This window comes from Lentzea sp. NPDC042327 (assembly GCF_040647275.1).
In the GTDB taxonomy this organism is placed as follows: domain Bacteria; phylum Actinomycetota; class Actinomycetes; order Mycobacteriales; family Pseudonocardiaceae; genus Lentzea.
On record NZ_JBEZBX010000016.1, the window covers coordinates 162,972 to 181,668 of the forward strand.

Consider the following 18,697-nt stretch of genomic DNA (forward strand, 5'->3'; position numbering starts at 1 on the left):
CCACCCTAAGGTCGCATCCGGTTTAGCCGCATGCCGTCTCCGCGACTGCGGCGAACATGACACCATTGGCGGTATGACCACGCCCGTCGAACAGGAACGGACGCATGCCGAGCCCATTGGCGCGGAGATCGCAGCCGAGGACCGGCCATGGCAGACCGTGGTCTGGAACGACCCGGTCAACCTCATGTCGTACGTGACGTACGTCTTCCAGAAGCTGTTCGGGTTCAGCAGGGACAAAGCGACCAAGCTGATGCTCGACGTGCACCACAAGGGCAAGGCGATCGTGACATCGGGCACCAAGGACAAGGTGGAGGCCGACGTGGCGAAGCTCCACGCGGCAGGGCTCTGGGCGACCATGCAGCGGGCCTCGTGAAGCGGTGGATCCGCGACGGTGACGTCGTCGTCGGCAGGCTCGACCGCCAGGAGGCGGCGGTCGTGCGGGGTCTGGTCAGCCAGATCCAGGACATGCTGATGGCCCGCGCCGAGGAAGCGCCCCAGGACGAGCTCGCCGAGCTGACCGGGATCAGGACCGGACCCTCGCAGGCACCCGACGACCCGATCCTGGGCCGGTTGCTGCCGGACTTCCACCGGCTCGACGACGACGCGCCCGACCCCGCGGAGGTGGACTCCGCGGCGGCTCTGCGGTCGTTGCACGAGCCGGAGCTGCTGGACCAGAAGACCGGTGCCGCCGAGACCGTGCTGCGGACCTGCTCTCCCGACGGCGGGGAGATCAGGCTGACGATCGGTGAGGCGGAGGCCTGGCTCGCGTCGCTCAACGACGTGCGTCTGGCCCTCGGGACGGCGCTGGACGTCCAGGAGGACATGCCGGACGAGCTGCCCCCGGAGGACCCGCGCTCGCCGCACCTGGGCGTCTACCACTGGCTCACCTGGGTGCAGGAGACGCTGGTCGAGGCGATGCTGGCGTGATCCCCGGCGTGCTGGTCGGGCACCACCACCGCGTCGAACCCGGCTGGAACACCGGCACGACGGTCGTGCTGGTGCCCGCCGGCGCGGTGGGCGCGGTCGACGGCCGCGGCGGCGCCCCCGGCACCCGCGAGACCGACCTGCTGGACCCGGCGAACCTGGTGCAGCAGGTGCACGCGATCTGCCTGTCCGGCGGGTCGGCGTACGGGCTCGCGGCGGCGGACGGCGTGATGCGCTGGCTCTCCGAACGCTCGATCGGCTTCCAGGTCGGCGCGCAGCCGCACCACGTGGTGCCGATCGTGCCCGGTGCGGTGATCTTCGACCTGCCGATGTCCGAGTGGGGCAACCGGCCGGACGCCTCGTTCGGCTACGAAGCCTGTGCCGCTGCCGCCGCGGAGTTCGCCCTGGGCTGCGTCGGCGCGGGTGCCGGTGCGCGGGTCGGGTCGCTCAAGGGCGGCATCGGCGCGTTCACCGGCCGGGTCGGCGACCACCACATCGGGGCGCTCGCCGTGGTCAACGCGGCCGGTGAGGTCGTGGACCGCGCGACGGGCCTGCCGTGGCTGCCGTCACTCGGCACGTCACCGGTGGTGCTGCCGCAGCGCAAACCGGACGGGCTGAACACCACGATCGGCGTGGTCGCCGTCGACGCGGAACTGTCCAAAGCGGAGTGCCAGCGCCTCGCGATGGCCGCCCAGGACGGGCTCGCGCGGGCGGTGCGCCCCGCGCACTCCATGTTCGACGGTGACACGGTGTTCGCACTGGCCACCGGCGCCCGCCCGCTCGCGGAACCGCGCGCGTTCGCGTTGGACGCGCTCTGCGCGGCCGCCGCGGACGCGTTCGCCGAGGCCGTGGTGTCCGGTGCGCGCGAGGCGACGACCGCGAACGGCGTGCAGGCGTTCCGCGACCTCTGAGTGGGTAACCCGCCGGCATGGCCGATGTGATCGATCAGGCAGCCGGTGTCGTGTCCGAGCTCGTACCGCCCTCCGTGGCGGGCCGCGAGGTGCCCGGGAGGGAGCTGGTGGCGGTCGCGCCCGCCGGGCTCTTCGTGGCGTCCTTCCTGGTCCCGCCGGGGGTCGGGAAGGTGCTGATGAAGCTGGGCGTGCTCACCACCCCGCTCGCCGCCTGGGCGGAGCTGGCCGCGTGGCGCACCCTGGACCAGGGGCAGCGGCGGCGCGGTGTGGCGTTGCTGGCGCTCTACCTCGTGGTGGTGCTCAGCCGGCGGCGGTGACCGTCCCGGAGCCCGCATCTGCGCAGGCAAGGCCAGGTGCGGGAGGTGTTATCTCGCATACCGAGACAACTTCCGCCAGCCCGTAGGATTGACTGCGTGCTGGTGATTCGCCGTGACCTGGTGGACGCGATGGTGGCCCACGCCCGCCGTGACCACCCCGACGAGGCGTGCGGGGTGATCGCCGGGCCCGCGGGCTCGGACCGCCCCGAGCGCTTCATCGAGATGGAGAACGCCGAGAGGTCGCCCACCTTCTACCGGTTCGACGCGGGTGAGCAGCTCAAGGTGTGGCGGGAGATGGACGCCAACGACGAGGTGCCGGTGGTCGTCTACCACTCGCACACCGCCACCGAGGCGTACCCGTCCCGCACCGACATCTCGTTCGCGGGCGAGCCGGAGGCGCACTACGTGCTGGTCTCCACGCGTGACCCGATCGAGCACGAGCTGCGGTCGTACCGCATCGTCGACGGCGTCGTGACCGAGGAACCGGTCAAGATCATCGAATCCTGAAGTTTCTCCCGGAGGTAGAACCACCATGGCCGTCACCGTGTCGATCCCGACCATCCTGCGCACCCACACCGGGGGCGAGAAGTCGGTGTCCGCCACCGGCGCGACGCTCGCCGAGGTCATCGACGACCTGGAGAACAACCACGGCGGCCTCAAGGCCCGCCTGGTCAAGGAGGGTGCGCTGCACCGCTTCGTCAACGTCTACGTCAACGACGAGGACGTGCGCTTCGCCGGTGGCCTCGACGCCGCGGTGAAGGACGGCGACAACGTCACCATCCTCCCGGCCGTCGCGGGCGGCTGAGCCACACCATGGCGCGCTACGACTCGCTGCTGGACGCGCTCGGCGGGACCCCGCTGGTGGGCCTGCCGAGGCTGTCCCCGTCGGAGAACGTGCGCATCTGGGCGAAGCTCGAGGACCGCAACCCGACCGGCTCGATCAAGGACCGGCCCGCGCTGGCCATGATCGAGGCGGCGGAGCGGGACGGCGTGCTGCGCCCCGGTGCCACGATCCTGGAGCCGACCTCGGGAAACACCGGCATCGCGCTGGCCATGGCCGCGAAGCTCAAGGGCTACGGCCTGGTGTGCGTGATGCCGGAGAACACCTCGACCGAACGCCGCCAGCTGCTGCAGGCCTACGGCGCGCGGATCGTGTTCTCCCCGGCGGCCGGCGGGTCGAACCAGGCCGTCGCCACGGCCAAGGAGCTCGCCAAGCAGAACCCGGACTGGGTGATGCTCTACCAGTACGGCAACCCGGCCAACGTCGACGCGCACTTCCGCGGCACCGGGCCGGAGATCCTCGCCGACCTGCCGGAGATCACGCACTTCGTGGCCGGCCTGGGCACGACGGGCACGCTCGTCGGTGTCGGTCGGTACCTGCGCGAGGCCAAGCCGGACGTGCAGATCATCGCCGCGGAACCGCGCTACGGCGAGCTGGTGTACGGCCTGCGCAACCTCGACGAGGGCTTCGTTCCGGAGCTGTACGACGAGTCGGTGCTGACCGGGCGGTACTCGGTCGGCTCCTACGACGCGTTGCGCCGCACCCGGCAGCTGCTGGAGTCCGAGGGCATCTTCGCGGGCATCTCGACCGGTGCGATCCTGCACGCCGCGCTGGCCGTGGCGCAGAAGGCCGAGGTCGCAGGCAAGTCCGCCGAGATCGTGTTCATCGTCTGCGACGCCGGCTGGAAGTACCTGTCCACCGGCGCGTACTCGGGCACCCTGGACGAGGCGGCGGCGCGGCTCGACGGGCACCTCTGGGCCTGACCGGCTGTGCGGTGACCACTCCGGTCACCGCACCTCAGCCCGCGAACGCGACTCCCGGCAGTCCGGCGCCGATCCCGGGCAGCACGAGCACGGACCCGTTGAGCTGCCGCTGCACCAACGTCTCGTCGGACAGCCCGGCGCGGGCCGAGGTGACGTAGAGGTCGGTGAAGTCGCTGCCGCCGAAGCAGCACGCCGTCGGCTGGTCCACCGGCAGCGCCACCTCCCGGTCCAGCTCGCCGCCCGGGGTGTAGCGGCGCACCGCGTGACCACCCCACAGCGCGACCCACACGCACCCGTCGGCGTCCACCGTCAGCCCGTCCGGTGAGCCGTCGGTGCCGCCGACGTGGGCGAGCGGGCGGCGGTTCGAGACCGTGCCCGCGGCGTTGTCGAAGTCGAACACGTCGATGCGGCGGGTGGGCGTGTCGATGAAGTACATGAGCGTGCCGTCCGGGCTCCAGCCCACGCCGTTGCTCGTGTTGACCTCGCTGACCACGACCTTCGCCGCGCCGTCACCGGAGACCCGCGCGAGCCAGCCCTCGTTCGCCGCCTGGTCGTAGCGCATCGTCCCGGCCCACAGCCGGCCGGACGGGTCGACGCCCGCGTCGTTGCCGCGCACCCCGTCGCGCGCCCAGTAGACGAGCCAGCTCTTGGTGCCGTCGCGGTCGACCAGCGCGATGCCGTCGCGCAGGTTGCAGACGAGGCCGCCCTGCGCACGCGGCTTCGCGGCGCCCACGTGCTGGGGGAGCGCGAGCACCGCGTCGTCGTCACGCGCCGGCGCGTACCGGTGCACCTCGGACGCCAGGATGTCCACCCACAGCAGGGTGGAGCTGCTGTGGTCCCAGGTCGGCCCCTCGCCGAGCTGGGCCGATACGCGCACCGCTACCTCGATCGACACCCGACCACCTTAGGTGCACGTAGGCTGGACACGTGGACCGCACTGCGCTCGCGAAACGGGTCATACCGCCGCACCCCGTGCTGTCGCTGCTGGTGGTGGCCGGGTTCGTCGGCTTCCTCTACGTCGTCGAGGCCTTCGACGTCGCCACCGGTGGCTCGCTGGAGGACGACGGCGTGCGGCCGCGCGACTTCAGCCAGTGGGACAACCTGGCGTGGATGCCGCTGATCCACGGCGACTGGAGCCACCTCACCGGCAACGCGGTTCCGTTGCTGCTGCTGGGGTTCCTGGCCTCCTCCGGTGGGTTGAAGCAGTTCTTCCAGGTCACCGCGGTCATCTGGTTGACGAGCACGCTCGGCGTCTGGGTGTTCGGCAGCGAGGGCAGCCACATCGGCGCGTCCGGGCTCGTGTTCGGCTTCCTCACCTTCCTGCTGGTGCGCGGTGTCTTCGCGCGGTCGTGGCTGCAGCTCGTGATCGCCGTCGGCGTGTTCGCCCTGTACGGCGCGGCGCTGTGGGGTGTGCTGCCGGGCCAGCCGGGCGTGTCGTGGGAAGGCCACCTGTTCGGCGCAATGGGTGGAGTCCTGGCTGCGTGGGGTGTTTCTCGCGACAACCGCAGGGCGGTCGCACCGGCTACATTCACGGCGTGACGATCGGGATCATGGACTCGGGCGTCGGCGGCCTGACGGTCGCCAGAGCCGTCATGGAACAGCTGCCCGGCGAGTCGATCCACTACATCGGTGACACCGCGAACGGTCCCTACGGGCCGCTGCCCATCGCGCAGGCCCGCAAGCACGCCCTGGAGGTGTGCGACCGGCTGGTCGACGAGGGCGCCAAGATGCTCGTGATCGCCTGCAACACCGCCTCCGCCGCCTGCTTCCGCGATGCGCGGGAACGTTACGACGTGCCGGTGGTCGAGGTGATCCTGCCCGCGGTGCGCCGCGCGGTGCGGTCGACGCGGTCCGGCCGGGTCGGTGTGATCGCCACGGTCGGCACGATCAACTCGCACGCCTACCAGGACTCCTTCCAGGCCGCGCGGGACGTCACCGTCACGGCGGCGGCCTGCCCGCGGTTCGTCGACTTCGTGGAACGCGGCGTCACCTCCGGCCGGCAGGTGCTGGGTCTCGCCCAGGCCTACCTGGAACCGTTGCAGCGCGCCGAGGTCGACACCGTGGTGCTGGGGTGCACCCACTACCCGCTGCTGACCGGCGTGATCCAGATCGTCATGGGCGAGCACGTGACGCTGGTGTCCAGTGCCGAGGAGACCGTGAAGGACGTGGTGCGGCTGCTGACCGAACGCGACGACTTCGCCGCCGACCCGCCCGTGCACCGGGTGACGTGCACCGGTCCGCCGGAGCGCTTCGCCAAGCTGGCCGCCAGGTTCCTGCCGACGTTCGAACAGTGGGGGTAACGGTGCTGCTGACCGTGCTGGGCTGCTCCGGCAGCATTCCGGGACCTGGCGCGGCGGCGTCGGGGTACCTGCTGGAGGCGGACGGCTTCACGCTGGTGCTGGAGCTCGGCAACGGCGTGCTGGGGCGGTTCCAGCAGGAGCGCCCGCTGTTCTCGATGGACGCGCTGGTGCTGTCGCACCTGCACCCCGACCACTGCATCGACGTGTCGTCGCTGTACGTGGCGCGCAAGTACCACCCCAGCCCGCCGTCCGCCGTCCTGCCGGTCTACGCGCCTTCCCAGGCCCACGCGCGGTTCGCCGCCGCCTACGCGCCTTCCGAGGAGGAACGCGCGTCGCTGGACCTCACGGACGTCTTCGAGTTCCACCCGCTGGGCTCCACCGTCCACATCGGACCGTTCACCGTGGAGTCCGCTGTGGTCGCGCATCCTTGCGAGGCGTACGGGTTCCGGATCTCCTGCGGTGGCGCGACACTGGCCTACACCGGTGACAGCGGACCGTGCGCGGCGCTGGACGCGCTGGCCGACGGGGTGGACGTGCTGCTCGCGGAGGCCAGCTGGACGCACGCGCCCGACCGGGTCGCGGACCTGCACCTGTCCGGGCTCGAAGCGGGACAGCTGGCCGCGCGGGCCGGCGCGGGACGGTTGCTGGTGACGCACGTTCCGCCGTGGACGTCGCGGGACGACGTGCTCGCGGAGGCCAGGTCGGCCTTCGCCGGGCCGAGCGAACTGGTCGTAGAGGGCGGCCGGTACGAAGTGGGGGAGATGGCGTGATCGAGCTGGAACGGGTGGGCGAGCACGAGTTCGTCGCGACGAACGACCGCGGCGCGTCGGTGCGGATCGGGCGCAAGGGGCAGGAGGGCTCGTTCAGCCCGGTGGAGTTGCTCGTCGCGGCCGCCGCGGGCTGCGCGCTGGTGACGTCGGAGACGCTGATCCTGCGCCGCACCGGCGGTGAGGAGCTGTCGGCGGTCGCGGACGCCGTCCAGTCCGAGAGCGGCAACGAGGTCGTGTCGATCCCGGTGGCGCTGTCCTACGACCTGTCCGCGGTGGACGACCCGGAGGCCCTGGAGGTCGTCGTGCGGCGGGCCGTGGAGCAGTTCTGCACGGTCACCCGCACGCTGAAGCAGTCCGCGACCGCGCCGCTTCAGCTCCCGACGCCGCTCCAGACCGCCTCCGACCCGCTGTGACCGGCCCTGACCGTCTGCACCACGGTCCCGGCCGCGAGCACGACGACCAGCACCGACACGACGACTGAGACCACCCGCCACGTCCTCGTGGTGGGTGCCTCCGCCTCGCGTTCCCGGTCGGCGAGGCGCCCGGCGACCAGCAGCGCGATCACCGCGACGCCGAAGCCGAGCGCGACGGGCAGCAGCAGGTCGCCCAGGTCCGCGTGCGCCTGGATGACCGGGTTCGCCGCACCGGTGGCGCGTTCGAGTGCGGCCTGGAGGTCCTCGCCCGCCTGCTTCGCGACCGGCACGGCGGCGACACCGGCCAGGGTGACCCCGAGAACGGGCCAGGCGTACCTGCGCCGCCAGGCCGGGACCAGTGCGATCGCGATCGAGCCGAGCGCCGCCAGGGGCAGCAGCACGACCACGGCGTGCACGAGCAACGGGTGGATCGGAATACCGTCGATCGTCAGCATGTCTCTCCCTACGCCAGTGCGCCCCGCGGGGTTCATTAGGGTATGGGCCGTGGTGCGAAGCGACGGCCGAAACGACGACGTGTTGCGTGACATCCGGATCACGCGTGGATATCAGACCTGGCCGGCCGGCTCGGTCCTGATCGAGTTCGGGAACACCCGCGTGCTGTGCGCCGCGAGTGTCACCGAAGGCGTTCCCCGCTGGCGGTCGGGCTCGGGTCTCGGCTGGGTGACCGCCGAGTACGCGATGCTCCCGTCCGCCACGCACTCCCGCAGCGACCGGGAGTCCGTGAAGGGCCGCATCGGCGGGCGCACGCACGAGATCTCCCGGCTGATCGGCCGCTCGTTGCGCGCGTGCATCGACCTGGCGGCGCTGGGCGAGAACACCATCGTCATCGACTGCGACGTGATCCAGGCCGACGGCGGCACCCGCACGGCGGCGATCACCGGCGCCTACGTGGCGCTGGCCGACGCGGTGACGTACCTGGGCGCGGCCGGTCGCCTGGCCGACCCGTCGCCGCTGTCGTGCGCGGTGTCCGCGGTGTCGGTGGGCGTGGTCGACGGCCGCGTGCGCCTGGACCTGCCCTACGAGGAGGACTCGCGCGCCGAGGTCGACATGAACGTCGTCGCCACCGACGCGGGCACGCTGATCGAGGTGCAGGGCACCGGTGAGGGCGCCACGTTCGCCCGGTCCACCCTGGACCGCATGCTGGACGTGGCCCTGGAGGGCTGCGCGCAGCTCAACCGCCTGCAGGCCGAGGCCCTGTCCGCCCCGTACCCCGGCGTGCTGCCCGAGCCGAAGTCCGGTGGTCGCCGGTGAAGCTCCTGCTCGCCTCCCGCAACGCCAAGAAGCTCCGCGAGCTGCAGCGCATCGTCGTGGCCGAGGAGCTGTCGGGCATCGAGGTGCTGTCGCTCGCCGACGTGCCGGAGTTCCCCGAGGCACCGGAGACCGCGCCGGACTTCGAGGGCAACGCGCTGGCCAAGGCCCGTGACGCCGCCGCGGCCACCGGTCTGGTGTCCGTGGCCGACGACTCCGGCCTGGCCGTCGACGAGCTGAACGGCATGCCCGGCGTGCTGTCCGCGCGCTGGTCCGGCCGCCACGGTGACGACGACGCGAACCTCGACCTGCTCCTGGGCCAGCTCGGCGACGTGCCGGACGAACGCCGTGGCGCGGCGTTCGTGTCGGTGGTCGCGCTGGTCGTGCCCGGCGGCGAGGAGGTCGTGGTCCGCGGCGAGTGGCGGGGTTCCCTGCTGCGCGAGCGGTGCGGGACGAACGGCTTCGGCTACGACCCGATCTTCCTGCCCGAGGGCTACATGGTCACCTCGGCGGAGCTGAGCGCCGAGGAGAAGGACGCCCAGTCCCACCGGGGCAGGGCGCTGAAGCTGCTGGTCCCGCACCTGCGCAAGCTGCGTTAGGCCGTGACGGCGTGTGCGTGCGAGGCGACCGACACCACGCACACGCCGGCCGCGATGAGCGCCATGCCGCCGAGCATGGCGAGGTTCAGCGGGTCGGAGAACAGCACGCGGCTGGTGAGGGTGACCAGCGCGATGCCCGCGCCCGCCCAGATCGCGTACGTGATGGCGACCGGCAGCCCCATCCGGATCACCACCGACTCCAGGTAGAGAGCGGTGAGGAACCCGGCGCCGAGACCGACGACGGGCCACGGTTTCGTGAAACCGTCGGAGTACTTCAGACAAAGGGTCGCGAAAACTTCCGCTGCCACGGCGATGGTGAGCAGCACCCACTTGAGCATTGAATTTTCCCAGCACGAAATGCACGCAGCGCCAGGCATGCGTGTTTGCTTGCGAACGGTGGACTGAGGGCAGAACGCCCTGGTCAACCGCCGCGCGTGGGGAAGTGGACGCGCAAGACGAAATCAGACGGGATGTCGGGGCCGCGAGGTGCCGTCAAGCGACACACGGTGTATCACCCTCACCGGAACAGGGGCGGCAGTTGTTGCACGCCCTCACCTCGACCATACCCGAAGAAGGGGCCGCCGCCGCAAGTCCTGCGGCGGCGGTGTCACATTTCCAGGTGATTTTTCAGGCCGGGAGCTCGCGCAGCAGCTTCGCGACGTGACCGGTGGCGCGCACGTTGTACATCGCCTTCACGACCTTGCCGTCCGGGCCGACGAGGAACGTGGAGCGGATGACGCCCTGCACGGTGCGCCCGTAGTTCTGCTTCTCGCCGAACGCGCCCCACTCGGTGAGGACGGTCTTCTCGGTGTCACCGAGCAGCGGGAAGGTGAGGCCCTCCGCGTCGCGGAACTTCGCGAGCTTCTCCTGCTTGTCCGGCGAGATGCCGACGACGGCGTAGCCCAGGTCGTTCAGCTGGGCGAGGCTGTCGCGGAAGTCGCAGGCCTGCTTGGTGCAGCCCGGGGTGCTCGCGGCCGGGTAGAAGTACACGACCACTGACCTGCCGAGGTAGTCGGACAGCGACACCGGCTTGCCGTCGCTGTCGGGCAGCGTGAAGGCGGGTGCGGTGTCCCCTGGTTCGAGACGGGTGCTCATGGCCTTGAGACTAGGCCTGGCCCTCGAACACGGTCGGTGCGTCCTGGCCCTGGCCGCCGGGCTGCACGGTCAGCTGCATCTGCACCGGCCCCTCCGCCACGGCGAACGCGAGCACCACCTGGGTGTCCTTGCCGGGCGGCAGCTCGGCGACGGCCGCGGCGAGGCCGTTGAGGCCCTGCACCGAGTCGACCAGCTCGGGAGCCGCGGCACCGTTCGCCGTCGCCTTCACGGCGAGCTGAGAGGGCTTGTAGGCGTTCTTCGAGCCGTTGTAGACGGTGAGCGTGAAGACGGCCGTGCGCGCGGCGCGCGGGGTGGCCGTGTCCGACGGTGAGAGCGATCTCGGGGCCGACACCACGACGGAGAGACCGGAGCCCCACACCCGCTGGGTGCCGAAGGCGGCGTTGGTGGCGGCGTCGGACGTCTCGGCCCGTTGCTCGACGGTCAGGCTCTCGTCCGTGGTGACGGCGACACTGGGGCCCGCACATCCCGCCACGGCCAGCAGCAGGCAGAGACCCGCTGCCGATTTGGCGAACTTCACGAACTCCCCTTTCCCACCCCGGCGGTGGGTGTGGACGACTCCCGTCAACTGTGACGGTGCCGCGGGGCGAGCGGGGGAGGAAAGGGGCCCTTGAAGCGGACCTGGTGCCGGGACGATGCCGACTCGTGATGGGCGGCGTGGGCGGCGCCACAAGAGAGCGCCGGCCCCACGCCGTCCGTCGGGTGAAGCTAGGGAGCGCGTCGGGGGGCGTGCGCGCTCACACCGATCATCGCGCAGGGTGTGCCTCGCGCTACAAGCGGAGCCGATTATCACCCGTTCAGACCAACGTCAGTCGTACGAAACGTGAAGCTCAGGCGTGACCGACTCACGTATGTGCGGCTGAACGGCCCAGCGCGGGCGTCCGTTCGGCAAGCTCGCTCAGCAGTTCGAACGACCGCAACCGGTCCTGCTGCCCGTGCACGATGGTCGTCACCATGAGCTCGTCGGCCGCCGTCGACTCCAGCAGCTCGCCCAGCCCGGCGGCGACCGTCTGCGGCGAACCGATGACCTGGGTGGCCATCCGGTCCTCGATCACGAGCTCGTCGATCTCGGTGTACGGGTAGGCGGCGGCCTCCTCCGGCGTGGCCAGCGGAGCCGGCCGGCCCTGGCGCAGCTTCACGAACGACAGCGCACCCGGACCCGCGAGGTAGCGGGCGCGCTCGTCGGTGTCGGCCACGACCACCGAGGCGCACACCATCGCGTACGGCTCGCTGAGGACCTCCGAGGGCCGGAAGTGCTTGCGGTACAACGCGAGCGCCGGCAGCGTGTTCTGCGCGCTGAAGTGGTGGGCGAACGCGAACGGCAGCCCCAGCAGCCCCGCGGCCTGCGCGCTGTAGCCGGACGAGCCGAGCAGCCAGATCGGCGGCTTGTTGCCCGCGGCGGGCACGGCGTTGAGCTCGGCGGTGCCGTCGAAGTAGCCGATGAGCTCGGTCAGCTCCTGCGGGAAGTTCTCCGCGGACAGCCCGGCCTCGGTCCGCCGCAGCGCCCGCGCCGTCTTCTGGTCGGTACCGGGCGCGCGCCCGATGCCCAGGTCGATGCGGCCGGGGTGCAGCGCCTCCAGCATGCCGAACTGCTCGGCGACCACGAGCGGCGCGTGGTTGGGCAGCATGACGCCACCCGACCCGACGCGGATCCGCTCGGTCGCCGACGCGACGTGCCCGATCAGCACCGCGGGCGCCGAGCTCGCGATACCGGGCATGTTGTGGTGCTCGGCGAACCAGTAGCGGTGGTAGCCGAGGCGTTCGGCCTGCTGGGCGAGCTCCCTGGAGTTCCGCAGCGCGGCCGTCGCGTCCGAGCCCGAACCGATCGGGGCGAGGTCGAGGACGGACAGCGGGATCTCACTGAGGCGGCTCATACATCGATCAACACCGATACTTCGCGACTTCTTCCGTGAGCCGGGTAACTCGTCGGGCGTCCGCCGGTCCGAGCCTGCACGCGGTGCTGGTGACTGCTCGGTCACATCCGAAATCACCCGGTGGCGGTCGCGGGTTGACGTGGGTGTGACGGATGTCGTGGTGATCGGAGCGGGCCAGGCGGGCCTCTCGGCCTCCTACTTCCTGCGCAGGCGGAACGTCGACCACGTCGTGCTGGACGCGAACCCCGCACCCGGCGGCGCGTGGCAGCACCGGTGGCCGAGCCTGCGCATGCGCACCGTGCACGGCATCCACGAGCTCCCCGGCATGCCCTTCGAACAACCACCCCCGGACGCCCCCGCCCGCGAGGCGATCCCGTCGTACTTCGCGCGCTACGAGCGCCTGTTCGACCTGCCGGTGCTGCGCCCGGTGACCGTCTCCGCGGTCACCTCCGACTCGCCCCTGCTGCGGGTCGAGACCTCCGCGGGCACCTGGACCACCCGCGGCCTGATCAACGCGACCGGCACGTGGCGCCGCCCGTTCTGGCCGCACTACCCCGGCCAGTCCACGTTCCGCGGCCTGCACCTGCACACCGCCGACTACCAGGGCCCCACCGCCTTCGCCGGCAAACGCGTGGTCGTGGTCGGCGGCGGCGCCTCAGCCACCCAACTGCTGATGGAAATCGCCCCGCTCGCCGCCTCGACCCGCTGGGTCACCCGCCACGAACCGGTGTGGCACGAGGGCCCGTTCACCGAGGACTACGGCCGCCAGGTCGTCGCCCTGGTGGAGGAACGCGTCCGCGCCGGCCTGATCCCGCGCAGCGTGGTGAGCGTGACCGGCCTCCCCCTGAACGACCGGACCCTCGCCGCGCTGGCCGACGGCGTGCTCCAGCGCTGGCCGATGTTCTCCCGCGTCGTCCCCGACGGCGTCGAATGGGAGTCGGGCGAGCGGTACGCCGCCGACGTGATCCTGTGGGCCACCGGGTTCCGGCACGACCTCGACCACCTGGCGCCGCTGCGTCTGCGTGCGGCCGGGGGTGGGGTGCAGGTGGACGGGACGCGGGTCGTGCGTGATCCGCGGATCCACCTCGTCGGGTACGGGCCTTCGGCCAGCACCATCGGGGCGAACCGGGCGGGGCGGAGTGCGGTGCGGGAGTTGGTGCGGTTTCTCGGTCTTGAGGCTGGGGGCCCGGGGGCTGAGGGTTCGGGGGTTGGGCGCTCGGGGGTTGAGGGTGCTTTGGCGGGGTGAAGTCGCTGGTAGCGGCGTTGCGGCGGTCTCACGTTGTCGCTCGATCGGGTGGCGCGTGTCCTGATCCGGCGGTTCGCCCGTCTTGCAGGGGTGACTTCGTGTGGTGTCGCTCGATCAGGTGACTTGTGTCCGGAATCGGCCGCTCGCTCGCCCCGTGGGGGAAGAGGAACGCGGGGAGGCGGGACGGAACGTGTCGGAACGCGTGGGTGCCGGACCGGGTCAGGAGTCCGAGTGGGTCCGGCGCTTGGGCTTGGCGAGCCGGGTGTTGGCGAGTCGGGAGGCGGCGCGCCGGGTGGTGACGAGCCGGGTGGTGACGAAGACGGCCAGCGCGACACCGGCCAGCGCCAGCACACCCGTGGAGGCCAGGCCGACGTACTGCTCGACGAGGTGCCAGTTGTCGCCGAGGAGGTAGCCCGCGAGGATCAGCGCGGTGTTCCAGAGGAGGCTGCCGGCCGCGGTGTAGCCGAGGAACGGTGCCAGTCGCATCCGCTCCACGCCGGCCGGGATGGAGATCAGGCTGCGGAACACCGGGATCATCCGGCCGAAGAAGACCGCGCGGTAGCCGTTGCGGAGGAACCAGGCCTCGGTCTTGTCCACGTCGGACACGCGCACCAGCGGCATGCGGGCGGCGATGCGCCGGACCCGGTCGCGGCCCAGCAGGTGGCCGAGCCAGTAGAGGAGCAGGGCGCCGGCCACCGAACCCGCGGTGGTCCAGAGGATCGCGTCGAGCAGGGACATCTTGCCCTGGGCCGCGGTGAAACCGGCCAGGGGGAGGAAGACCTCGCTGGGCAGGGGCGGGAAGAGGTTCTCCAGCGCGATCGCCAGTGCCGCTCCGGGTGCGCCGGCCGATTGCATCAGGTCGGTGACCCAGTCGACGAGGTTCATGGGATCGACGGTACGGATTCGGGTGGCCGGTGACATTGGGGGAAACCCGAGGTCCGGGGTGGGGGTGACCCCACCCCGGGGTCGGGGTTTGCCGGGGGTGAGCTGGGAAGTCGTTGCCGCGGACGGGGAAACGCGGGAGGCCTCCGAGGGTCACAGTGGTGTCCGAAATGTCGCGTGAGAGTGCTCACGCGACCGGGTGCGGTGGGCGGACCGAGGGCGAGGTTCGGCGGGTCGAGCGGTCCACAGTGGACTGGAGCGGGACGGTGTGCGGGTACGTCCATTGGGCCACATCTGGTGGAAAGGCCTTTCCGGGGCTGAACAGGGTCGTTAGGCTCCGTGCGATGACCGACCAGGCGGGGACGTGTGCGACGTGTGGCACCGCGACCGCTACCTCCCGGCGGAGTCAGGCCCGGTACTGCTCGAACGCGTGCCGGCAGCGCGCGTACCGGCGGCGGGCCACCAACCGGCAGCCGACCGGCGGCTGGCAGACCGGCAACGGCTGGCAAACGACCAACGGCTGGCAGGCGGGCGGCAACCAGCCAGGCAGCAGCCAGCCAAGCAACAGTCAGCGAAGCAACGGCCAGCCGAGCAGCGACCGCGCGAACCACCAGAGCACTGGCCACACCATCCACCGCGCCACCAACGTCCAAGCCGACCAACGCACCAACCAGCCGCCGAACCACCCAGCGAACCAACCCAAGAACCACCCGACGAACGAGCCCGCCCACCGCCACCCAGCCCTCGACAGCTTCATCGGCCGCACCGAGGACCTGAACCGCCTGGCAGCCCTCCACACCACCGGCACCGCCCGCGTCCTCACCCTCACCGGCCCGGCCGGTGTCGGCAAGACCAGGCTCGCCAAGGAGTTCACCGCCCGCCTGCCCGAGGTCGCCTGGGTGGAGCTCGCCTCGGTCGCGGGAGGCGACCACGTGCCGCGGGCGTGTGCGACGAGTTTGGGCATCGGCGAGGTCACCGGTGAGACGGTGCTGAGCACGGTGGTGCACGCGTTGGCCGGGCGGACGGTGGTGCTGGTGCTGGACAACTGCGAGCGGGTCGCCGGGGAGTGCGCGGCGTTGCTGGAGCCGTTGCTGATCGGCTGTCCCGGGGTGCGGGTGGTGGCGACGAGCCGGGAGCCGTTGCGGGTGCCGGGGGAGGTGCTGGTGCCGGTGCCGCCGTTGCCGGTCGAGGGGGCGGTCGCGTTGTTCGCCGACCGTGCGGAGGCCAGTCAGCTCGGGGTGCGGTTGCCGGGGCGGGAGGTGCTCGCCGGGCTGTGTGTGCGGCTGGACCGGCTGCCGTTGGCGGTCGAGCTGGCCGCGCGGCTGGTGACGGTGCTGCCGGTCAGCGAGTTGCTGGCCCGTCTGGACGACCGGTTGGAGCTGCTCAACCGCGGCAACCGGACCGCAGCCGTGCGGCACCAGAGCCTGCGCGCGGCCGTCGAGTGGAGCTACGACCACCTCGGCGCCGACGAGCAGCACGTGTTCCGCTGCCTGTCGGTGTTCCCCGGCGGGTTCGGGCTGGAGGTGGCGGTCGCGGCGTGTGCGCTGCGCACGGACCGGGTGCTGGCGCTGCTGTCGGGGCTCGTGTCGAAGTCGCTGCTCACGTTCACGGGCGCGGGGCGGTTCGAGCAGCTGGAGACGCTCCGCTTGTACGGCAGGGAGGAGCTCGGCGAGCTGCGGGACGTCGTGCTGGCGCGGGTCGCGCACTGGTTCGCCGGCCGCTGGACCGCGTTCACGGCGACCGTGTTCAGCGCACCGGCCGTCGTCGAACCGCTGATCGCCGAGTGCGCCGCGCTGCAGAGCGCCGTCGACTGGGCGGCCCGCACCGGCGACCGGAGCCACCTGCGGCTCGCGACGATGCTCGCCACGGCCTGGCGCGACCAGGGGCAGGTGTCGCAGGGGCGCCGGTCGCTGCACGCGGCGGTGCGCTCCACGGTGCCCAGCGAACCCGCCGTGCGCTGCCTCGCCCTGTGCCACCTCGCCTACCTGGCCGGCACCGACGACGACACCGGTCTGCCCACGGCCGAGCAGGCCGTCGCGCTGGCCCGCGAGCTCGGCGCACCGGTGCTGCTCGCCCAGGCCCTGAACGCGGTCGCGGGCGAGCTGGTGCGCGCGGGCCGGACCAGCGAGGCGCGCAAGCACTACGAGGAGGCGCTGGCGTTGCTGGTGCCGGTCGCCGGGCCGCTGGACCTCGCGATCATCGAGCACAACCTGGCCTGGTCGGCGCTGCGGGCGGGCGACGAGGAGTTCGCGGACGCCCTGCTCGCCGACGTGCTGCCGGTCTACCGGCGGTTCGCTCCACCACGCCGACTAGCGGTCTTCCTGCACACGGTCGGCGTGCGCGCGTTGCAGCGCGGCGAGACAGACGAGGCCACGGACTGGTTCGAGCAGTCGCTTCGTGCGTCCTGCACGGGTTTCTGGGTGGCGGACGTGCTGGAGGGGCTGGCCGTGATCGCGTACCGGCGCCGTGACCCGAGGCGCGCGCTCAGGCTGATCGGCGCGGCCTCGTGCCTGAGGGAAGGCGGGCCCACCGACGACCTCGTGTGGCAGCGGGAGGTCGTCGAGGTCGTGCGGGCCGCACGGGTCGCCGTGGGGAACTCGTGTCTCGCCGACGGCCGGCAGATGACGCGTGAGCAAGCGGTCGCCTACGCGCTGGAGGGCCGGATCGAGCAGCAGGAGCTCAGCGCACGCGAGCGGCAGGTCGTCGCGCTGGTGGCCGCGGGGCGGACGAACGGTGGCATCGGCACGGAGCTGCACATCTCGCAGCGGATGGTGGAGACGCACCTGCAACGGGTCCGGCGCAAGCTCGACCTGACCAGCCGCACCCAGATCGCGGACTGGGTCGAACGCAGGAACATGCGATCTGACCTGGGCGAACGTGCCCCGTGAGCGCACCACGCCCAGGACGATCGTGAGGTCGGGGGGACTCGAACCCCCACTGGCTGGGACCTAAACCCAGTGCCTCTGCCAATTGGGCTACGACCCCTCGGGTGGAAGCCTATAGCGCGGCCATGTACACGCTCTCCCGGGGCGCACGTGGGTCGTGTGCGGCCCCGCCCACGGCCGTCCACTACGGTGACTGCCAGAACCGCTGCTAGGAGGACATGTGGCACGCGATCCCGACACCATCCAGCGCGAGATCGAACAGGCTCGTGCCGCGCTGGCCAACACCCTGGACGAGCTCAGCGAGCGCGCGAACCCGCAGAAGCTCGTCGAACAGGGCCGCTCGTCCGTGCTGGCCACGCTGAGCCAGCCCAAGGTCAAGTACACCTTGATCGCGGTCGGTGCCGTGGTCGGCTTCGCGCTCGTGCGCAAGCTCTTCCGCTGAGCACCTGGCCAGAAGTCTCGTCCGCCCCCTCGTTGCTGATCAGGCGTCTGCAAGTACCACCAACATGGTCGCCGCCCGTCGAACCGGATTCCAGATCCGCGGACGGTCGGCGGAGCTGTTGGCAGTAGAAAAGTGCTTGGTGATGTTGAGTCGGTGGTACTTGCAGATGCCGGCAAAGCCGGGGGGCGCTAGGCGTGCACCAACGGTAGTAGGACCTGCTCGACGACCTTCTCCACGAACGGCTCGTCGAGCGGGTCACCGGTGAGCATCAGCCGGTAGATCAACGCCGCGCCCGCGATCTCCACGGCCATGCCGCGCGGGGCGTCGGCCCTCAGCTCACCCCGGTCGGCGGCCCGGTCGAGGATTCCGCGCAGCACGTCGCGCTGCGAGATCAGGAACGTCTCCCGGAACGCCGCCGCCAGCTCCGGCTCGTGCGGCAGCTCGCCCACCAGCGCCTGAGCGGCCTTGCCGATCGGACCGGACAGGAACGCGGCGAACGACGACAGGAACTCGCGCAGGTCACCGGCGAGCGAGCCGGTGTCCGGTGCGCCGAGGTTCTGCGTGGCGAGCTGCGTGCACGTGTCGATCACCAGATCGAGCTTCGACTCCCAGCGCCGGTAGATCGTGGCCTTGCCCGCTCTCGCGCGCGCTGCCACCGCGTCCATGGTGAGGGCCCGGTATCCGACCTCGGCCATCACTTCGAGCGCTGCCTGACGTAATGCGTCGTCCCTGCTGGCGTCGCGAGGCCGGCCCCGCTGTGGGGCCCTTCCCTCGTTGAGCGCCGCTGTCGGCACGGCCATGCCACCTCCTAGTGCAAGGGCACGGCTCGTGCGTGTTCTCCCCGCCCCTTTGGCGGGACATCCTAGGCGTCTCGCCCTACTCGCAGGGGCAGCAGCACCCGGTTGTTGGATCGTGTTGTGGTCGGTCGACTCCTGTGCGGCCGGTACCGGGAAGAGGACCGGGAACTCCGTTCCGGCACCTGTCGAGA

General features: G+C 71.3%; 24 protein-coding genes and 1 tRNA gene. 16 read left to right on the plus strand and 9 right to left on the minus strand.

Annotated elements, in window-relative coordinates; genetic code table 11:
- Positions 1–73 precede the first annotated feature (73 nt).
- From clpS to AB0A63_RS33160, 7 genes are all read left to right on the plus strand, one after another.
- Positions 74–373: an ATP-dependent Clp protease adapter ClpS gene (gene clpS / locus AB0A63_RS33130; RefSeq protein ID WP_053736042.1), complete on the plus strand. Its 300-nt coding sequence runs from the start codon at positions 74–76 to the stop codon at positions 371–373.
- Complete coding sequence (locus AB0A63_RS33135) at positions 370–927, plus strand: DUF2017 domain-containing protein (protein WP_360398199.1); 558 nt, start codon at positions 370–372, stop codon at positions 925–927. Before clpS ends, AB0A63_RS33135 begins: the two co-directional genes overlap by 4 nt.
- Positions 924–1,835, plus strand: a complete 912-nt coding sequence (locus AB0A63_RS33140) for a P1 family peptidase (RefSeq protein ID WP_360398201.1) — start codon at positions 924–926, stop codon at positions 1,833–1,835. The genes AB0A63_RS33135 and AB0A63_RS33140 overlap by 4 nt, the downstream gene beginning before the upstream one ends.
- Positions 1,836–1,852: 17 nt before the next feature.
- Positions 1,853–2,152 (plus strand): hypothetical protein, encoded by a 300-nt coding sequence (locus AB0A63_RS33145; protein WP_053735882.1) that lies wholly within the window; start codon positions 1,853–1,855, stop codon positions 2,150–2,152.
- A gap of 96 nt (positions 2,153–2,248) precedes the next feature.
- Positions 2,249–2,659, plus strand: coding sequence for a M67 family metallopeptidase (locus AB0A63_RS33150; RefSeq protein ID WP_053735881.1), 411 nt, complete (start codon positions 2,249–2,251; stop codon positions 2,657–2,659).
- A gap of 25 nt (positions 2,660–2,684) precedes the next feature.
- Positions 2,685–2,957: a MoaD/ThiS family protein gene (locus tag AB0A63_RS33155; RefSeq protein ID WP_053735880.1), complete on the plus strand. Its 273-nt coding sequence runs from the start codon at positions 2,685–2,687 to the stop codon at positions 2,955–2,957.
- An 8-nt stretch (positions 2,958–2,965) separates the two neighbouring features.
- A complete protein-coding gene (locus AB0A63_RS33160; RefSeq protein WP_360398204.1) occupies positions 2,966–3,916 on the plus strand; it encodes a cysteine synthase in 951 nt (316 codons plus the stop codon).
- Between the two features lie 34 nt (positions 3,917–3,950).
- On the opposite strand, the gene AB0A63_RS33165 is transcribed toward AB0A63_RS33160, so the two are convergent.
- A complete protein-coding gene (locus AB0A63_RS33165; RefSeq protein ID WP_360398206.1) occupies positions 3,951–4,811 on the minus strand; it encodes an SMP-30/gluconolactonase/LRE family protein in 861 nt (286 codons plus the stop codon).
- 32 nt (positions 4,812–4,843) lie between these two features.
- Between AB0A63_RS33165 and AB0A63_RS33170 the strand changes: the two genes are divergently transcribed.
- From AB0A63_RS33170 to AB0A63_RS33185, 4 genes are read left to right on the plus strand one after another with little or no spacing between them, the layout of a single operon-like run.
- Complete coding sequence (locus tag AB0A63_RS33170) at positions 4,844–5,455, plus strand: rhomboid family intramembrane serine protease (protein WP_360398208.1); 612 nt, start codon at positions 4,844–4,846, stop codon at positions 5,453–5,455.
- An 11-nt stretch (positions 5,456–5,466) separates the two neighbouring features.
- Positions 5,467–6,216, plus strand: a complete 750-nt coding sequence (murI, locus tag AB0A63_RS33175; RefSeq protein ID WP_360398268.1) for a glutamate racemase — start codon at positions 5,467–5,469, stop codon at positions 6,214–6,216.
- A gap of 2 nt (positions 6,217–6,218) precedes the next feature.
- On the plus strand, positions 6,219–6,986 hold the full coding sequence (locus tag AB0A63_RS33180) for an MBL fold metallo-hydrolase (protein ID WP_360398270.1): 768 nt from the start codon (positions 6,219–6,221) through the stop codon (positions 6,984–6,986).
- Positions 6,983–7,399, plus strand: a complete 417-nt coding sequence (locus tag AB0A63_RS33185; protein WP_360398210.1) for an OsmC family protein — start codon at positions 6,983–6,985, stop codon at positions 7,397–7,399. Before AB0A63_RS33180 ends, AB0A63_RS33185 begins: the two co-directional genes overlap by 4 nt.
- Here AB0A63_RS33185 and AB0A63_RS33190 read toward each other — a convergent pair.
- The gene (locus tag AB0A63_RS33190) at positions 7,357–7,854 is read right to left on the minus strand and encodes a DUF2231 domain-containing protein (protein ID WP_360398212.1); all 498 of its coding nucleotides are present in this window, start codon (positions 7,852–7,854) and stop codon (positions 7,357–7,359) included. The genes AB0A63_RS33185 and AB0A63_RS33190 overlap by 43 nt on opposite strands.
- A gap of 49 nt (positions 7,855–7,903) precedes the next feature.
- Here AB0A63_RS33190 and rph point away from each other — a divergent pair, with 49 nt between their 5' ends.
- Together rph and rdgB are read left to right on the plus strand one after the other, a co-directional pair.
- Positions 7,904–8,671 carry a ribonuclease PH gene (gene rph, locus AB0A63_RS33195; RefSeq protein WP_360398214.1) on the plus strand — a complete coding sequence of 256 codons (768 nt, stop codon included), beginning with the start codon at positions 7,904–7,906 and terminating at the stop codon, positions 8,669–8,671.
- A complete protein-coding gene (gene rdgB / locus AB0A63_RS33200) occupies positions 8,668–9,267 on the plus strand; it encodes an RdgB/HAM1 family non-canonical purine NTP pyrophosphatase (RefSeq protein WP_360398216.1) in 600 nt (199 codons plus the stop codon). The genes rph and rdgB overlap by 4 nt, the downstream gene beginning before the upstream one ends.
- Here the strand turns inward: rdgB and AB0A63_RS33205 are convergent.
- The 4 genes from AB0A63_RS33205 to AB0A63_RS33220 form a co-directional block, all read right to left on the minus strand.
- On the minus strand, positions 9,264–9,605 hold the full coding sequence (locus AB0A63_RS33205; RefSeq protein WP_360398218.1) for a multidrug efflux SMR transporter: 342 nt from the start codon (positions 9,603–9,605) through the stop codon (positions 9,264–9,266). The two genes, rdgB and AB0A63_RS33205, sit on opposite strands and share 4 nt — an antisense overlap.
- 289 nt (positions 9,606–9,894) lie before the next feature.
- Positions 9,895–10,362 (minus strand): thioredoxin-dependent thiol peroxidase, encoded by a 468-nt coding sequence (gene bcp, locus AB0A63_RS33210; RefSeq protein WP_360398220.1) that lies wholly within the window; start codon positions 10,360–10,362, stop codon positions 9,895–9,897.
- Between the two features lie 10 nt (positions 10,363–10,372).
- Entirely contained in the window at positions 10,373–10,900 is a 528-nt protein-coding gene (locus AB0A63_RS33215) for a hypothetical protein (protein WP_360398222.1), read from the minus strand.
- Between the two features lie 325 nt (positions 10,901–11,225).
- On the minus strand, positions 11,226–12,254 hold the full coding sequence (locus AB0A63_RS33220) for an LLM class flavin-dependent oxidoreductase (protein WP_360398224.1): 1,029 nt from the start codon (positions 12,252–12,254) through the stop codon (positions 11,226–11,228).
- Between the two features lie 139 nt (positions 12,255–12,393).
- Between AB0A63_RS33220 and AB0A63_RS33225 the strand changes: the two genes are divergently transcribed.
- Positions 12,394–13,500, plus strand: a complete 1,107-nt coding sequence (locus AB0A63_RS33225) for an NAD(P)-binding domain-containing protein (protein ID WP_360398226.1) — start codon at positions 12,394–12,396, stop codon at positions 13,498–13,500.
- A 219-nt stretch (positions 13,501–13,719) separates the two neighbouring features.
- Here AB0A63_RS33225 and AB0A63_RS33230 read toward each other — a convergent pair whose 3' ends face one another.
- Positions 13,720–14,385, minus strand: a complete 666-nt coding sequence (locus AB0A63_RS33230) for a DedA family protein (protein WP_360398228.1) — start codon at positions 14,383–14,385, stop codon at positions 13,720–13,722.
- A gap of 341 nt (positions 14,386–14,726) precedes the next feature.
- Here AB0A63_RS33230 and AB0A63_RS33235 point away from each other — a divergent pair, with 341 nt between their 5' ends.
- On the plus strand, positions 14,727–17,270 hold the full coding sequence (locus AB0A63_RS33235) for a LuxR C-terminal-related transcriptional regulator (protein WP_360398230.1): 2,544 nt from the start codon (positions 14,727–14,729) through the stop codon (positions 17,268–17,270).
- 23 nt (positions 17,271–17,293) lie between these two features.
- On the opposite strand, the gene AB0A63_RS33240 is transcribed toward AB0A63_RS33235, so the two are convergent.
- A tRNA-Leu gene (locus AB0A63_RS33240) sits at positions 17,294–17,367 on the minus strand.
- A gap of 120 nt (positions 17,368–17,487) precedes the next feature.
- Between AB0A63_RS33240 and AB0A63_RS33245 the strand changes: the two genes are divergently transcribed.
- Positions 17,488–17,709 carry a DUF3618 domain-containing protein gene (locus AB0A63_RS33245; RefSeq protein WP_360398232.1) on the plus strand — a complete coding sequence of 74 codons (222 nt, stop codon included), beginning with the start codon at positions 17,488–17,490 and terminating at the stop codon, positions 17,707–17,709.
- Between the two features lie 188 nt (positions 17,710–17,897).
- Here AB0A63_RS33245 and AB0A63_RS33250 read toward each other — a convergent pair whose 3' ends face one another.
- Positions 17,898–18,509 carry a TetR/AcrR family transcriptional regulator gene (locus AB0A63_RS33250; RefSeq protein ID WP_360398234.1) on the minus strand — a complete coding sequence of 204 codons (612 nt, stop codon included), beginning with the start codon at positions 18,507–18,509 and terminating at the stop codon, positions 17,898–17,900.
- Between the last annotated feature and the right edge of the window lie 188 nt (positions 18,510–18,697).

What these genes read in the sequence shown, in the direction of transcription:
- clpS (WP_053736042.1), top strand. Translation starts at nt 74, where the DNA reads ATGACCACGCCCGTCGAACAGGAACGGACGCATGCCGAGCCCATTGGC.
- AB0A63_RS33145 (WP_053735882.1), top strand. Translation starts at nt 1,853, where the DNA reads ATGGCCGATGTGATCGATCAGGCAGCCGGTGTCGTGTCCGAGCTCGTA.
- AB0A63_RS33155 (WP_053735880.1), top strand. Translation starts at nt 2,685, where the DNA reads ATGGCCGTCACCGTGTCGATCCCGACCATCCTGCGCACCCACACCGGG.
- AB0A63_RS33160 (WP_360398204.1), top strand. Translation starts at nt 2,966, where the DNA reads ATGGCGCGCTACGACTCGCTGCTGGACGCGCTCGGCGGGACCCCGCTG.
- murI (WP_360398268.1), top strand. Translation starts at nt 5,467, where the DNA reads ATGGACTCGGGCGTCGGCGGCCTGACGGTCGCCAGAGCCGTCATGGAA.
- AB0A63_RS33190 (WP_360398212.1), bottom strand. Translation starts at nt 7,854, where the DNA reads ATGCTGACGATCGACGGTATTCCGATCCACCCGTTGCTCGTGCACGCC.
- AB0A63_RS33205 (WP_360398218.1), bottom strand. Translation starts at nt 9,605, where the DNA reads ATGCTCAAGTGGGTGCTGCTCACCATCGCCGTGGCAGCGGAAGTTTTC.
- bcp (WP_360398220.1), bottom strand. Translation starts at nt 10,362, where the DNA reads ATGAGCACCCGTCTCGAACCAGGGGACACCGCACCCGCCTTCACGCTG.
- AB0A63_RS33220 (WP_360398224.1), bottom strand. Translation starts at nt 12,254, where the DNA reads ATGAGCCGCCTCAGTGAGATCCCGCTGTCCGTCCTCGACCTCGCCCCG.
- AB0A63_RS33230 (WP_360398228.1), bottom strand. Translation starts at nt 14,385, where the DNA reads ATGAACCTCGTCGACTGGGTCACCGACCTGATGCAATCGGCCGGCGCA.
- AB0A63_RS33235 (WP_360398230.1), top strand. Translation starts at nt 14,727, where the DNA reads ATGACCGACCAGGCGGGGACGTGTGCGACGTGTGGCACCGCGACCGCT.
- AB0A63_RS33250 (WP_360398234.1), bottom strand. Translation starts at nt 18,509, where the DNA reads ATGGCCGTGCCGACAGCGGCGCTCAACGAGGGAAGGGCCCCACAGCGG.